This is a genomic window from Klebsiella sp. KTE92 (assembly GCF_000398905.1).
GTDB lineage: Bacteria > Pseudomonadota > Gammaproteobacteria > Enterobacterales > Enterobacteriaceae > Klebsiella > Klebsiella variicola.
The window spans coordinates 4717743-4731902 of the sequence record NZ_KB976100.1 but is presented as its reverse complement, the minus strand read 5'-3'; the positions used below and the strand labels follow the sequence as shown (position 1 = coordinate 4731902).

The following is a 14160-nucleotide window of genomic DNA, read 5'->3' as shown; positions in this document are numbered from 1 at the left end:
CTTTTTGCTTGTTTAAGACCGCGCCACTTTCCTCTAAGATGTTGGGCTGTTTTCACTATCAGATAAATTTGAGCCCATGGAAAATCATGAAATTCAGACCGTGCTGATGAACGCACTCTCCCTCCAGGAAGTCCACGTCTCTGGCGATGGCAGCCACTTTCAGGTTATTGCTGTGGGTGAGATGTTCGATGGCATGAGTCGGGTTAAAAAGCAGCAGAGCGTCTACGCGCCGCTGATGGAATATATTGCTGACAACCGTATCCATGCGCTGTCGATCAAGGCCTTCACTCCGCAGGAGTGGGCGCGAGACCGCAAACTAAATGGCTTCTAAGCTGTGGGGGGTCCCCTGCAGCGTATGTGAATTTTTAATAGAGAACAGAATCAATGGATAAATTCCGTGTTCAGGGGCCGACTCGCCTTCAGGGCGAAGTCACCATTTCTGGTGCAAAGAACGCCGCCCTGCCAATCCTCTTTTCCGCGCTGCTTGCCGAAGAGCCGGTAGAGATCCAGAACGTACCTAAGCTGAAAGATATCGATACCACCATGAAGCTGCTGAGCCAGCTGGGCGCGAAGGTTGAGCGCAATGGTTCGGTATGGATTGACGCCGGTCCGGTTGATGTATTCTGTGCTCCGTACGACCTGGTGAAAACCATGCGTGCCTCCATCTGGGCGCTGGGCCCGCTGGTGGCGCGTTTTGGTCAGGGACAAGTTTCTCTGCCAGGCGGCTGCGCCATCGGCGCGCGTCCGGTCGACCTGCACATTAGCGGTCTGGAACAGCTGGGCGCCGAGATCAAACTGGAAGAAGGTTATGTCAAAGCCTCGGTCAACGGTCGCCTGAAAGGCGCGCATATCGTGATGGATAAGGTGAGCGTCGGCGCTACCGTAACTATCATGAGCGCAGCGACCCTCGCGGAGGGGACGACGATTATCGAAAACGCCGCGCGCGAGCCGGAAATTGTCGATACCGCCAACTTCCTTAACGCGCTGGGCGCGAAAATCAAAGGCCAGGGCACCGATCGCATTACCATCGAAGGCGTGCAGCGTCTGGGTGGCGGCGTATACCGTGTACTGCCGGACCGTATCGAAACCGGCACCTTCCTGGTGGCCGCGGCGATTTCCGGCGGCAAGATCCTCTGCCGTAACGCGCAGCCGGATACTCTGGATGCCGTTCTGGCGAAACTGCGTGACGCCGGGGCTGACATCGAAACGGGAGAAGACTGGATTAGCCTCGATATGCACGGCAACCGTCCGAAAGCGGTCAACGTGCGTACCGCTCCGCACCCGGGCTTCCCGACCGATATGCAGGCCCAGTTCACGCTGCTTAACCTGGTGGCGGAAGGGACCGGCGTGATCACCGAAACGATCTTTGAAAACCGCTTCATGCACATTCCGGAACTGATCCGTATGGGCGCGCACGCGGAGATCGAGAGCAATACCGCTATCTGTCACGGCGTGAAGCAGCTTTCGGGCGCGCAGGTGATGGCGACCGATTTGCGTGCGTCGGCGAGCCTCGTGCTGGCAGGCTGTATCGCTGAAGGGACCACCATCGTTGATCGCATCTACCACATCGATCGTGGCTATGAGCGTATCGAGGATAAACTGCAGGCGTTGGGTGCCAATATTCAGCGCGTGAAGGGCGAGTAACCGTGTCCTGACAGGGCCCCGGGGCGTTGCTTCGGGACCCTGTCGATTATCACATCACCTGTCTGTCTTCTTTTGACGCATCATCTGCGTTCTGTCGATAAACTCATGAGTCACCGGGTCGTGGTAGCGTGACGGCCAGATGACCCACGGCTGCGTTTCCAGCGCCGTGGCGATAATCAACTCGCCTTTCGGCCAGGGGCGGGTCAGGGCGTTCGCCAGCGTTGAAGAACTCAGGCCGTGCCGTCGCGACTCTGCCGCCAGCGATGTTCCCCGTTTACGTAACCCAGCAACAATATCGGCGGGATGCCAGTCGATGAACTTATCCATAAATTCTCCTGGTGTTAAAGGTCCAGATCGTCCACATGGGCGATGGGGACACTATACCCGCGTACTATGTAGGGTTCTAACAAGTTCTGTTAAGGCGCCAGAATATTCAGAATCTATCAAGATATTCGGAAGTTAAGGGAGAGAAGTGGCATTTTACTGGAACTTTCCCGCGCATCGCGCGGGAAAGGAGGGGGGATTAATGATCGCGCTGGACCGCAATATGTGCCAGTCCAATCAAAGCTTCGCGCCACGGTGTGTCCGGGAGGATCTGCAGGGCTGCAATCGCTTTATCGGCTTCTTCTTCAGCACGCTTCTGCGTCCACTCCAGCGAACCGCAGGTGGCCATGGTTTCCAGAACAGCATCCAGCAGATGGCGACCATTGCCCTGCTCGATCGCCCCGCGGATCATCGCCGCCTGATCGGGGGTGCCATGATGCATAGCATGCAGCAGCGGTAGCGTCGGTTTGCCTTCGTTCAGGTCATCACCGACGTTTTTACCGAGTCGTTCTCCGTCGGAGCTGTAGTCGAGTAAATCGTCGATCAGCTGGAAAGCGGTGCCGAGATAGCGACCATAATCCTGCAACGCGCGCTCTTCTTCCGCGGAGCAGTCGGCCAGCATTCCCGCACACTGCGAGGCCGCCTCAAACAGGCGCGCCGTCTTGCTGTAGATGACGCGCATATAGTTCTCTTCCGTGATATCCGGATCGTTGACGTTCATCAACTGCAGCACTTCGCCTTCGGCAATGACGTTCACCGCCTCCGACATGACCTCGAGGATCTTCAGTGAGCCTAGCTGGGTCATCATCTGGAAGGCGCGGGTATAGATGAAATCGCCAACCAGCACGCTGGCGGCATTGCCGAACGCCGCATTGGCCGTGGCTTTGCCGCGACGCATGTCAGACTCATCGACGACGTCGTCATGCAGTAGCGTGGCGGTATGAATAAATTCAATCAGCGCAGCAATAGTGACATGCGCGCTCCCTTGATAGCCCACCGCGCGCGCGGCAAGCACAGCAATCATCGGGCGAATGCGTTTGCCGCCGCCGCTGACGATGTAATAGCCTAACTGATTGATAAGCTGAACATCGGAGTTGAGTTGCTCAAGAATCGTCGCATTGACACCCGCCATATCTTGCGCGGTTAACTCATTGATTTTTTCTAAATTCATCGCAAAAGCCGGGCCAAATGTCCTGTTACCATGAATCCAGGTGGGATCACAGAAGGATTAAGACAGAATTAAAAGAAGATATGATTGTACTGAAAAATTGCCGTAGATAAACGTTGTCGTGAAAGTTGTGTTTTTTTTCTGCATTGATCGCTAATCGCTCTTGTCAAAGGCTCGCGTTTTGCGTAATATTCGCGCCCTATTGTGAATATTTATAGCGCACTCTGAATCACATAAAGAGGTGCGCGGAAGCGGAGTTTTATATGTACGCGGTTTTCCAAAGTGGTGGTAAACAACACCGAGTAAGCGAAGGTCAGACCGTTCGCCTGGAAAAGCTGGACATCGCAACTGGCGAAGCTGTTGAATTCGCTGAAGTGCTGATGATCGCAAACGGTGAAGAAATCAAGATCGGCGTTCCTTTCGTTGAGGGCGGCGTAATCAAAGCTGAAGTTGTTGCTCACGGTCGTGGCGAGAAAGTTAAAATCGTTAAGTTTCGTCGTCGTAAACACTATCGTAAGCAGCAGGGCCATCGTCAGTGGTTCACTGATGTGAAAATCACTGGCATCAGCGCCTAAGACCTGAGGAGTAGATTTAAATGGCACATAAAAAGGCTGGCGGCTCGACTCGTAACGGTCGCGATTCAGAAGCTAAACGTCTGGGCGTAAAACGTTTCGGCGGTGAAGCAGTTCTGGCAGGTAGCATCATCGTTCGTCAACGTGGTACCAAATTCCACGCTGGCACCAACGTTGGTTGCGGCCGTGACCACACTCTGTTCGCTTTGACTGACGGTAAAGTCAAGTTCGAAGTTAAAGGCCCGAAAAACCGTAAATTCATCAGCATCGTTGCTGAATAAGTTTTTCGCGTCCCGGTAACGGATGAAAGCCCCGCAACACGTTGCGGGGCTTTTTACATTCGTCTACTGGAAAATTTTGCAGGGAAACAGGCATGAAGCAGCAGGCTGGGATTGGCATTATTCTGGCGCTTACCACCGCGATGTGTTGGGGAGCGTTGCCGATTGCGATGAAACAGGTTCTTGAGGTGATGGAGCCGCCTACGGTGGTGTTTTATCGCTTCCTGATGGCCAGCATTGGGCTTGGCGCGATCCTCGCGATCAAAGGCAAACTGCCGCCGCTGCGAATTTTTCGCAAGCCGCGCTGGCTGGTTTTGTTAGCCATTGCCACCGGTGGCCTGTTCGGTAACTTCATTCTGTTCAGTTCTTCCCTGCAATATCTCAGCCCCACTGCTTCTCAGGTCATCGGCCAGCTATCGCCGGTGGGCATGATGGTGGCAAGCGTCGTGATTCTGAAAGAGCGCATGCGCGGTACCCAGGTGGTGGGCGCGTTGATGTTGCTCAGCGGGCTGGTGATGTTTTTCAACACCAGCCTGATTGAAATCTTTACCCGCCTGACGGATTACACATGGGGGGTAATTTTCGGCGTTGCTGCTGCAACGGTGTGGGTAAGCTATGGCGTCGCGCAAAAGGTGTTATTGCGCCGTCTGGCATCACAGCAGATACTATTTTTGCTGTACACTTTATGTACGATTGCATTACTGCCGCTCGCTAAGCCCGGGGTGATATCCCAGCTAAGCGACTGGCAACTGGCATGCCTGATTTTTTGCGGGCTAAATACCCTGGTCGGCTACGGGGCGCTGGCGGAAGCCATGGCGCGCTGGCAGGCGGCGCAGGTCAGCGCGTTAATCACCTTGACGCCACTGTTTACGCTACTGTTTTCTGATTTATTATCAATGGCCTGGCCCGATGTTTTCGCCAGACCGATGTTAAACCTGATTGGTTATCTCGGTGCGTTTGTCGTGGTTGCGGGCGCGATGTATTCCGCCATCGGCCATCGTCTTTGGGGGCGTTGGCGTAAGCGAGAGGCGGTAGTACCGCTGCCCCGCTCAGGCGAATGATTTACGGAGAGTAAAATGAAGTTTGTAGATGAAGCAACGATCCTGGTCGTAGCAGGTGACGGCGGCAATGGTTGCGTAAGCTTCCGCCGCGAAAAGTATATTCCGAAAGGCGGTCCGGACGGCGGCGATGGCGGTGACGGCGGCGATGTCTGGCTGGAAGCGGACGAGAACCTGAACACCCTGATCGACTACCGTTTTGAAAAATCGTTCCGCGCCGAACGCGGGCAGAATGGCCAGAGCCGCGACTGTACCGGTAAGCGTGGTAAAGACGTGACGGTGAAAGTGCCGGTCGGGACCCGGGTTATCGACCAGGGAACCGGCGAGACCATGGGCGACATGACCAAACACGGTCAGCGTCTGATGGTGGCGAAAGGTGGCTGGCACGGTCTGGGCAACACCCGTTTCAAATCATCCGTTAACCGCACCCCGCGTCAGAAGACCATGGGTACCCCGGGTGATAAACGCGACCTGCAGCTGGAGCTGATGCTGCTGGCCGATGTCGGGATGCTGGGGATGCCGAACGCCGGCAAATCCACCTTCATCCGTGCGGTCTCCGCCGCTAAGCCGAAAGTGGCTGACTATCCGTTTACCACCCTGGTGCCGAGCCTGGGCGTGGTGCGTATGGACAACGAGAAGAGCTTCGTGGTCGCCGATATCCCGGGGCTGATTGAAGGCGCAGCGGAAGGTGCAGGCCTTGGTATCCGCTTCCTCAAGCACCTTGAGCGCTGCCGTGTGCTGCTGCATCTCATCGACATCGAGCCTATCGATGGTTCCGATCCGGTTGAGAATGCCCGCATTATCATTGGCGAGCTGGAGAAATACAGCGAGAAGCTGGCCTCCAAGCCACGCTGGTTAGTCTTTAACAAGATTGACCTGATGGACAAAGCGGAAGCCGAAGCCAAAGCGAAGGCGATTGCCGAAGCGCTGGGTTGGGAAGATAAATTCTACCTGATCTCAGCGGCCAGCCAGCAGGGCGTGAAAGAGCTGTGCTGGGACGTGATGACCTTTATCATCGAAAACCCGATCGTGCATGTGGAAGAAGAGCAGAAGCCGGAGAAAGTCGAGTTCATGTGGGACGACTATCACCGTCAGCAGCTTGAAGAAGCCGAAGTCGAAGTGGAAGATGACGAAGACTGGGATGACGACTGGGACGAAGACGACGAAGAAGGCGTCGAATTCATCTACAAACGCTAATCCTGACTTCGCTGGATCAAAAAGGGCCGCATCTGATGCGGCCCTTTTGTTTTAGTTGTTCTGGTACAAATCTTTATACAAGCGGCTTTCAAAGCGGACCAGCGGGATGCGGCGATTACGCTGGTCGGCGGGTTCCACGGCGTAACCGGAGAGATATTGCACGAAGGCCACCTTTTGTCCGCTGGCGGTAGTGATAAAGCCTGCAAGGTTATAAACCCCCTGCAACGAACCTGTTTTCGCCGAGACTTTGCCATCCACGCCCGCCTGGTGGAGACCGGCGCGGTATTGCAGCGACCCGTCGTGGCCCGCCAGCGGCAGCATGGAGATGAAGTTGAGCTCGGTATCGTGCTGGGCGATATACTGCAGCACCTGCATCATGGTCGCCGGGGCGATCAGGTTGTGGCGCGACAAGCCAGAGCCGTCGGCGATGATCGTATTGCCGAGATCGACCCCAGCCTGTTGACGCAGGATCTGGCGTACGGCATCGGATCCTGCCCGCCAGGTGCCTGGTACGCCGAAGCGGGCGTGGCCGATGGTACGAAAGACGGTGTCGGCAATCATGTTATCTGACTTCTTCAGCATGATCCGCAGCAGATCGTGCAGTGGAGCCGACTGGGTGGTGGCTAATACCGTTCCGGGGTCATTGGCCAGCGTCTGGCGCAGCAGCGTGCCGCTATAGGTGATCCCCGCCTGGGTCAGCTCCGCTTTGAGGATCGCCCCGGCGTAGCTGGCGCCATCCTGAATGGCGAAGGCCAGCGGCAGCGGCTCGCTACGCTGCGGCAGGCAGCCAGTGAGGGTATAGCGATTGAGATCGCCTGGCACTACGTCGAGCTCGCAGTACTGTGCTTCTGCTGAGCCGCGCGCCAGCGTTCGCACCTGGCTGAACATGGTGACCGGATAATAGGACGCAACGCGAATGAAGGCGAGATCGCCCGGTTTCTGCGCGCTATACAGCGAGACAGAGAAGCAGTTACGGTCGACAATTGCGGCCGCCGGCGGGGCGCTGAAGCACTGCGTCAGGTCGTTCCACGGCCAGCCCGGCGCTTTGTCATGGCTGGCGAAGACCGAGGTATCGATGAGCACATTGCCTTCGATACGCTGCACGCCAGCTTTTTTCAGCGTCGCCACCATATTGCGAATATCCTGCCGTTTGAGCGTCGGATCGCCGCCGAAGCGCGCAATCAGATCGCCTTTCAGCACGCCGCCGTCAAGTGAGCCTTTGGTTTCCAGCGTGGTGGTAAAGCGGAAATCGGGCCCCAGCTGCAGCAGAGCCGCCAGCGCGGTGATAACCTTTTGCGTACTGGCCGGGAGCGCCATTTGCTGGCTGTGATAGTCGATTTCCGGCGTCGATGCGCCGACCTTTTGCGCCATAAAGGCAAGGTTCGCACCGGCGGGAAGCTGGTTGATGTACTCGTCAATATTCGCCGCCTGAGCGCTAAGCGCTATACCGGCAGTCAATCCGATGATAAATCTGGGAAATCGCATAATCTCGCGCTAACAACCTGAAGCCAGGCCGTCATACTACGGTGCAACGCCCAGTAAAGTAAACGATGACCCATAATGAACTTCGGGGTAAAATACCTATCAAATGAAAAATTGCTGCTGACCTGGGGAGTGTTTCCCGGGTCGGTTTCTTTTTGCTCGTGTCCTGCCTGTGGGCAGGGCAGGTGGCGGGGCGGAGCTCTCCGTTCCCTGAAGGAATGATAAAGAGGTATAACTAATGCAAGCGATTCCGATGACCTTACGTGGCGCTGAGAAACTGCGCGAAGAACTGGATTATCTGAAGTCTGTGCGTCGTCCTGAAATCATTGCCGCTATTGCTGACGCTCGTGAACACGGCGATCTGAAAGAGAATGCTGAGTATCATGCTGCGCGTGAGCAGCAGGGCTTCTGCGAAGGGCGTATCAAAGATATTGAAGCGAAGCTGTCCAATGCCCAGGTGATCGATATCACCAAAATGCCGAACAATGGCCGGGTAATTTTTGGCTCAACCGTCAGCGTGCTCAACCTCGATACCGATGAGGAACAGACCTACCGCATCGTGGGTGATGATGAAGCTGATTTTAAGCAGAATCTGATCTCCGTGAACTCGCCGATCGCCCGTGGTCTGATCGGCAAAGAGCAGGATGACGTCGTGACTATCCGTACCCCGGGTGGTGAAGTGGAATACGAAATTACTAAGGTTGAATACCTGTAAGGCGTATTTCCCGCTACGATGTTTATAGATTGTAAAGAAAGGAAAAAGGCCGCATAGCGGCCTTTTATCAACGTCAGGAGCATGGCATTTTGCTCGCCTGGCCGCAGAAATCCCTCGTTTTACACAAAGTTGTGTCGAGATTCAGGATATTCTTAGCGTGGCAGCGAGATCTTACGCTCTGGCGTTGGGCGGTACAGAACCAGCGTTTTACCGATGACCTGTACGTTACAGGCGCCGGTTTCACGTACGATGGCTTCCACGATCAAGGCTTTAGTTTCGCGATCTTCTGAGGCGATCTTCACCTTGATGAGCTCATGGTGCCCTAACGCTTGTTCGATCTCGGCCAGTACCCCTTCGGTCAAACCATTATTGCCAAGCATAACTACCGGCTTGAGCGGATGTGCCAGACCTTTCAGGTGCTGTTTTTGTTTAGTACTCAGATTCATCGTGTTTTTTTGCTTACGTTGGGATTGAAAACGGGTCATTCTACCGCCATCTCCCATATATCGCCAAACTACCGCGTCGATTTTTACGCAGTAAAGTACGATGAACCCGAACGGGAATGTTAAATGACAGGTAAAAAGCGTTCTGCCAGCTCAAGCCGCTGGCTTCAGGAACACTTTAGCGATAAATATGTTCAACAGGCACAGAAAAAGGGGTTACGTTCCCGTGCCTGGTTTAAACTTGATGAAATACAGCAAAGTGACAAAATTTTTAAGCCGGGGATGACGATAGTCGATCTCGGTGCTGCTCCCGGTGGCTGGTCGCAGTATGCGGTCACGCAGATCGGCAACAGCGGCCGCATCATCGCTTGCGATCTTTTACCAATGGATCCAATCGTTGGTGTGGACTTCCTTCAGGGCGATTTTCGTGATGAATTAGTCCTGAAAGCGTTACTTGAGCGAGTGGGCGACAGTAAAGTCCAAGTTGTCATGTCCGATATGGCGCCGAATATGTGCGGAACACCGGCGGTGGATATTCCCCGGGCTATGTATCTGGTAGAACTGGCGCTTGAAATGTCTCGTGATGTATTAGCGCCAGGTGGTAGTTTTGTAGTGAAGGTGTTCCAGGGCGAAGGCTTCGATGAGTATCTTCGAGAAATTCGCTCCCTGTTTACGAAGGTCAAAGTTCGTAAACCGGACTCTTCCCGCGCTCGTTCGCGTGAAGTGTATATTGTAGCGACCGGGCGTAAACCATAACCGGCAGATTTCAAACGAAAGTTTGAAAGAAACTGGATATAGAGTATCCTGACGCTGTTTTTAACACAGTTGTAATAAGAGGTTAATCCCTTGAGTGACATGGCGAAAAACCTAATACTCTGGCTGGTCATTGCCGTTGTGCTGATGTCAGTATTCCAGAGCTTTGGGCCCAGCGAGTCGAATGGCCGCAAGGTGGATTATTCTACCTTCCTGCAAGAGGTCAATCAGGACCAGGTTCGCGAAGCGCGTATCAACGGACGTGAGATCAACGTTACCAAGAAAGATAGTAACCGTTACACGACTTACATTCCGGTTAACGATCCGAAGCTGCTCGATAACCTGTTGACTAAAAACGTCAAAGTTATTGGCGAACCACCAGAAGAGCCAAGCCTGCTGGCTTCCATCTTCATCTCCTGGTTCCCAATGCTGCTGTTGATCGGCGTCTGGATCTTCTTTATGCGGCAAATGCAGGGCGGCGGCGGGAAGGGCGCGATGTCCTTCGGCAAAAGCAAAGCCCGTATGCTGACGGAAGACCAGATCAAAACCACTTTTGCCGACGTTGCCGGGTGTGACGAAGCGAAAGAGGAAGTCGGTGAGCTGGTGGAATACCTGCGTGAGCCGAGCCGCTTCCAGAAACTGGGCGGTAAGATCCCGAAAGGCGTCCTGATGGTCGGCCCTCCGGGTACTGGTAAAACGCTGCTGGCGAAAGCGATCGCTGGCGAAGCAAAAGTGCCGTTCTTCACAATTTCCGGTTCTGATTTCGTCGAAATGTTCGTCGGTGTCGGTGCATCTCGTGTGCGTGACATGTTCGAGCAGGCTAAGAAAGCAGCGCCTTGCATCATCTTCATCGATGAAATCGACGCCGTCGGCCGCCAGCGTGGCGCGGGCCTTGGCGGTGGTCACGATGAACGTGAGCAGACCCTGAACCAGATGCTGGTTGAAATGGACGGCTTCGAAGGTAACGAAGGTATTATCGTTATCGCGGCGACTAACCGTCCGGACGTTCTGGACCCCGCGCTGCTGCGTCCAGGCCGCTTCGACCGTCAGGTTGTCGTTGGTCTGCCGGATGTTCGCGGTCGTGAACAGATCCTGAAAGTGCATATGCGTCGCGTACCGCTGGCGCCGGATATCGACGCGGCGATCATTGCGCGCGGTACCCCTGGCTTCTCTGGTGCGGACCTGGCGAACCTGGTCAACGAAGCGGCGCTGTTTGCTGCTCGCGGCAACAAACGTGTTGTTTCGATGGTTGAGTTCGAAAAAGCGAAAGACAAAATCATGATGGGTGCGGAACGTCGCTCCATGGTGATGACGGAAGCGCAGAAAGAATCGACCGCTTACCACGAAGCAGGCCACGCCATTATCGGCCGTCTGGTTCCGGAACACGATCCGGTCCATAAAGTGACGATTATCCCGCGCGGTCGTGCGCTGGGTGTGACCTTCTTCCTGCCGGAAGGCGATGCGATCAGCGCCAGCCGTCAGAAACTGGAAAGTCAGATCTCCACCCTGTACGGCGGTCGTCTGGCGGAAGAGATTATCTACGGTCCGGAACATGTTTCTACCGGCGCGTCCAACGACATTAAAGTGGCGACGAACCTGGCGCGTAACATGGTGACCCAGTGGGGCTTCTCCGACAAACTCGGTCCGCTGCTGTATGCGGAAGAAGAAGGCGAAGTCTTCCTCGGCCGTAGCGTAGCGAAAGCGAAGCATATGTCCGATGAAACCGCGCGTATCATCGACCAGGAAGTGAAATCGCTGATCGAGCGTAACTACGGTCGTGCTCGCCAGCTGCTGAACGACAACATGGATATCCTGCACGCGATGAAAGATGCGCTCATGAAATATGAGACTATCGATGCGCCGCAGATTGACGACCTGATGGCTCGTCGCGATGTTCGTCCGCCGGCGGGTTGGGAAGAACCGGGTTCTTCGAATAACTCTGACAACAATGGCACGCCTCGTGCGCCGCGTCCGGTTGATGAACCGCGTACGCCGAACCCGGGCAACACCATGTCAGAGCAGCTGGGCGACAAGTAAGCTACCGCTGTTGATGTCTTGTTTTAACCTTAAAAACCCCGGGGCGCCCGCTCCGGGGTTTTTCTTTTTTTAACCTCTTCAGTCTCAGGGATTTTGTGATGAAACTTGTAGCCCAGGGCTCAACCCTCGATCTCTCTCATCCGCATGTGATGGGCATTCTTAATGTGACGCCCGACTCTTTCTCCGATGGCGGCGCTCACAACTCGCTGGTTGAGGCGGTGAAGCATGCCAATCTGATGATTAACGCAGGGGCGACCATCATTGATATCGGCGGTGAATCCACGCGGCCAGGGGCGGCTGAGGTGAGCGTAGAAGAGGAACTCGCGCGGGTGATCCCGGTTGTCGAAGCGATCGCTCAGCGCTTTGAAGTGTGGATCTCGGTGGATACGTCCAAACCGGAGGTTATCCGCGAATCGGCCCGGGCCGGGGCGCATATCATTAACGATATTCGTTCGCTGACCGAACCTGGCGCGCTGCAGGCCGCTGCGGAAACCGGGCTGCCGGTGTGTCTGATGCATATGCAGGGTCAGCCGAAAACCATGCAGGAGGCGCCGAAATATGAGGATGTCTTCGCCGATGTCGAGCGCTTTTTTGCAGAACATATTGTGCGCTGCGAGCAGGCGGGGATCGCAAAAGAAAAATTGCTGCTCGACCCGGGATTCGGTTTCGGTAAAAATCTCTCCCACAATTATCAGCTGCTGGCCAGACTGGGTGAATTTCACCACTTTGGGCTGCCTTTGTTGGTTGGTATGTCGCGGAAGTCGATGGTAGGTCAGTTGCTGAACGTCGGGCCGTCAGAACGGCTGAACGGCAGCCTGGCGTGTGCCGTCATTGCAGCAATGCAGGGCGCGCAGATAATCCGCGTCCATGATGTCAAAGAAACGGTAGAAGCGCTGCGCGTGGTGGAAGCCACCCTCGCCGCTAAGGGAAAAAAACGTTATGAGTAACCGCAAGTATTTTGGCACCGATGGTATTCGTGGCCGCGTCGGCGATGCGCCGATCACTCCGGAATTTGTGCTTAAGCTGGGCTGGGCGGCGGGGAAAGTGTTAGCGCGCCACGGCTCGCGTAAAATTATCATCGGCAAGGATACCCGTATTTCGGGCTATATGCTGGAGTCCGCGCTGGAAGCTGGGCTGGCGGCCGCGGGGCTCTCTGCGTCGTTCACCGGGCCAATGCCGACACCGGCCATCGCCTACCTGACGCGCGCATTCCGCGCCGAGGCGGGGATCGTTATTTCAGCTTCGCATAACCCTTTCTACGACAACGGTATTAAATTCTTCTCCATTGAGGGCACCAAGCTGCCGGATGATGTAGAAGAGGCGATTGAAGCCGAAATGGAGAAAGAACTCACCTGCGTGGATTCGGCAGAGCTGGGCAAAGCCAGCCGTATCGTTGATGCCGCCGGGCGCTACATTGAATTTTGTAAAGGCACCTTTCCCAACGAACTGAGCCTCGGCACGCTGAAAGTGGTGGTGGACTGCGCGCACGGTGCGACCTATCACATTGCCCCCAATGTCTTCCGCGAGCTGGGCGCTCAGGTTATCGCGATGGGCTGCGAGCCTGACGGCCTCAACATCAACGAAGAGGTCGGCGCCACCGACGTGCGTGCGCTGCAGGCGCGCGTGCTGGCGGAGAAAGCCGATCTGGGTATTGCCTACGACGGCGATGGCGATCGGGTGATCATGGTTGACCATGAAGGCAATAAAGTCGATGGCGACCAGATCCTCTACATCATCGCCCGGGAAGGGCTGCGTCAGGGGCAGCTGCGCGGCGGCGCCGTGGGTACCCTGATGAGTAATATGGGACTGGAGCTGGCGCTCAAGCAGTTAGGCATCCCGTTTGCCCGCGCGAAGGTCGGTGACCGTTATGTACTGGAGATGCTGCAGGAAAAAGGCTGGCGCATTGGTGCGGAAAACTCAGGCCACGTGATCCTGCTGGATAAAACCACCACCGGCGATGGCATCGTCGCCAGTCTGCAGGTGGTCGCGGCGATGGTACGTAACCATATGAGTCTGCATGACCTTTGCAGTGGCATGAAGATGTTCCCTCAGTTACTGGTGAATGTGCGTTTTACCGAAGGCAGCGGTAACCCACTGGAGAACGAGCATGTCAAAGCGGTGACCGCAGAAGTGGAAGCAGCGTTAGGGAAACGCGGCCGTGTCCTGCTGCGTAAATCCGGAACGGAGCCGCTGATCCGCGTCATGGTAGAAGGCGAGCATGAAGATCAGGTGCACGAGTTTGCGCATCGCATCGCCGAAGCGGTAAAAAGCGTCTAAGCTTGCCGGCTAAGTGGTTAAAAAGGCGGCGCTTGCCGCCTTTTTTATGATAGAAAACCGACTTTTTGCTGTTTTTTTCTGCAGTTGATACAATGTGTCGAAATTGCCCTTGCGAAGGTCATTCGCTTTGGTTAGTATTCACACCCGCTTCAGTGGGAAACGTTAAAACGTCCCGCTTTATTGGTCGAAGCACTTGGTATGCGGCAAATCCG

15 protein-coding genes are annotated in these 14160 nt (G+C 55.3%); 11 read left to right on the top strand and 4 right to left on the bottom strand.

Translation table 11 applies throughout. The features are described from left to right. Window positions 1–76 precede the first annotated feature (76 nt). On the top strand, window positions 77–331 hold the full coding sequence (gene ibaG, locus A1WC_RS03405) for a BolA family iron metabolism protein IbaG (protein ID WP_016161877.1): 255 nt from the start codon (window positions 77–79) through the stop codon (window positions 329–331). Between the two features lie 53 nt (window positions 332–384). Then, window positions 385–1644 carry a UDP-N-acetylglucosamine 1-carboxyvinyltransferase gene (gene murA, locus A1WC_RS03410; protein ID WP_008806645.1) on the top strand — a complete coding sequence of 420 codons (1260 nt, stop codon included), beginning with the start codon at window positions 385–387 and terminating at the stop codon, window positions 1642–1644. 54 nt (window positions 1645–1698) lie between these two features. Here the strand turns inward: murA and sfsB are convergent, their stop codons facing one another. Beyond that, the gene (sfsB, locus tag A1WC_RS03415) at window positions 1699–1971 is read right to left on the bottom strand and encodes a DNA-binding transcriptional regulator SfsB (protein WP_008806644.1); all 273 of its coding nucleotides are present in this window, start codon (window positions 1969–1971) and stop codon (window positions 1699–1701) included. A 196-nt stretch (window positions 1972–2167) separates the two neighbouring features. Continuing rightward, window positions 2168–3139 carry an octaprenyl diphosphate synthase gene (ispB, locus tag A1WC_RS03420; RefSeq protein ID WP_008806643.1) on the bottom strand — a complete coding sequence of 324 codons (972 nt, stop codon included), beginning with the start codon at window positions 3137–3139 and terminating at the stop codon, window positions 2168–2170. A 260-nt stretch (window positions 3140–3399) separates the two neighbouring features. Here ispB and rplU point away from each other — a divergent pair, with 260 nt between their 5' ends. The 4 genes from rplU to cgtA all read left to right on the top strand — a co-directional run bounded on the left by rplU (window position 3400) and on the right by cgtA (window position 6241). Beyond that, window positions 3400–3711 (top strand): 50S ribosomal protein L21, encoded by a 312-nt coding sequence (gene rplU, locus A1WC_RS03425; RefSeq protein ID WP_002918379.1) that lies wholly within the window; start codon window positions 3400–3402, stop codon window positions 3709–3711. A 20-nt stretch (window positions 3712–3731) separates the two neighbouring features. After that, window positions 3732–3989: a 50S ribosomal protein L27 gene (rpmA, locus tag A1WC_RS03430; protein ID WP_002434222.1), complete on the top strand. Its 258-nt coding sequence runs from the start codon at window positions 3732–3734 to the stop codon at window positions 3987–3989. A 92-nt stretch (window positions 3990–4081) separates the two neighbouring features. Next, window positions 4082–5047 (top strand): DMT family transporter, encoded by a 966-nt coding sequence (locus A1WC_RS03435; RefSeq protein WP_008806642.1) that lies wholly within the window; start codon window positions 4082–4084, stop codon window positions 5045–5047. A gap of 15 nt (window positions 5048–5062) precedes the next feature. Beyond that, window positions 5063–6241: an Obg family GTPase CgtA gene (gene cgtA / locus A1WC_RS03440; RefSeq protein WP_008806641.1), complete on the top strand. Its 1179-nt coding sequence runs from the start codon at window positions 5063–5065 to the stop codon at window positions 6239–6241. Window positions 6242–6292: 51 nt separating this feature from the next. Here cgtA and dacB read toward each other — a convergent pair whose 3' ends face one another. Further along, window positions 6293–7726: a serine-type D-Ala-D-Ala carboxypeptidase gene (gene dacB, locus A1WC_RS03445; protein WP_008806640.1), complete on the bottom strand. Its 1434-nt coding sequence runs from the start codon at window positions 7724–7726 to the stop codon at window positions 6293–6295. Between the two features lie 235 nt (window positions 7727–7961). On the opposite strand from dacB, the gene greA reads away from it, so the two are divergent. Beyond that, complete coding sequence (gene greA / locus A1WC_RS03450) at window positions 7962–8438, top strand: transcription elongation factor GreA (RefSeq protein WP_008806639.1); 477 nt, start codon at window positions 7962–7964, stop codon at window positions 8436–8438. 152 nt (window positions 8439–8590) lie between these two features. Here the strand turns inward: greA and yhbY are convergent, their stop codons facing one another. Beyond that, window positions 8591–8884 (bottom strand): ribosome assembly RNA-binding protein YhbY, encoded by a 294-nt coding sequence (gene yhbY, locus A1WC_RS03455; protein ID WP_002918374.1) that lies wholly within the window; start codon window positions 8882–8884, stop codon window positions 8591–8593. A 123-nt stretch (window positions 8885–9007) separates the two neighbouring features. On the opposite strand from yhbY, the gene rlmE reads away from it, so the two are divergent. The 4 genes from rlmE to glmM all read left to right on the top strand — a co-directional run bounded on the left by rlmE (window position 9008) and on the right by glmM (window position 13948). After that, window positions 9008–9637 carry a 23S rRNA (uridine(2552)-2'-O)-methyltransferase RlmE gene (gene rlmE / locus A1WC_RS03460; protein ID WP_008806638.1) on the top strand — a complete coding sequence of 210 codons (630 nt, stop codon included), beginning with the start codon at window positions 9008–9010 and terminating at the stop codon, window positions 9635–9637. Between the two features lie 99 nt (window positions 9638–9736). Continuing rightward, window positions 9737–11671: an ATP-dependent zinc metalloprotease FtsH gene (gene ftsH / locus A1WC_RS03465; protein ID WP_008806637.1), complete on the top strand. Its 1935-nt coding sequence runs from the start codon at window positions 9737–9739 to the stop codon at window positions 11669–11671. A 98-nt stretch (window positions 11672–11769) separates the two neighbouring features. Next, window positions 11770–12618 carry a dihydropteroate synthase gene (gene folP, locus A1WC_RS03470; RefSeq protein ID WP_012540474.1) on the top strand — a complete coding sequence of 283 codons (849 nt, stop codon included), beginning with the start codon at window positions 11770–11772 and terminating at the stop codon, window positions 12616–12618. Then, a complete protein-coding gene (gene glmM, locus A1WC_RS03475) occupies window positions 12611–13948 on the top strand; it encodes a phosphoglucosamine mutase (protein ID WP_002918370.1) in 1338 nt (445 codons plus the stop codon). The genes folP and glmM overlap by 8 nt, the downstream gene beginning before the upstream one ends. The last annotated feature ends 212 nt before the right edge of the window (window positions 13949–14160 follow it).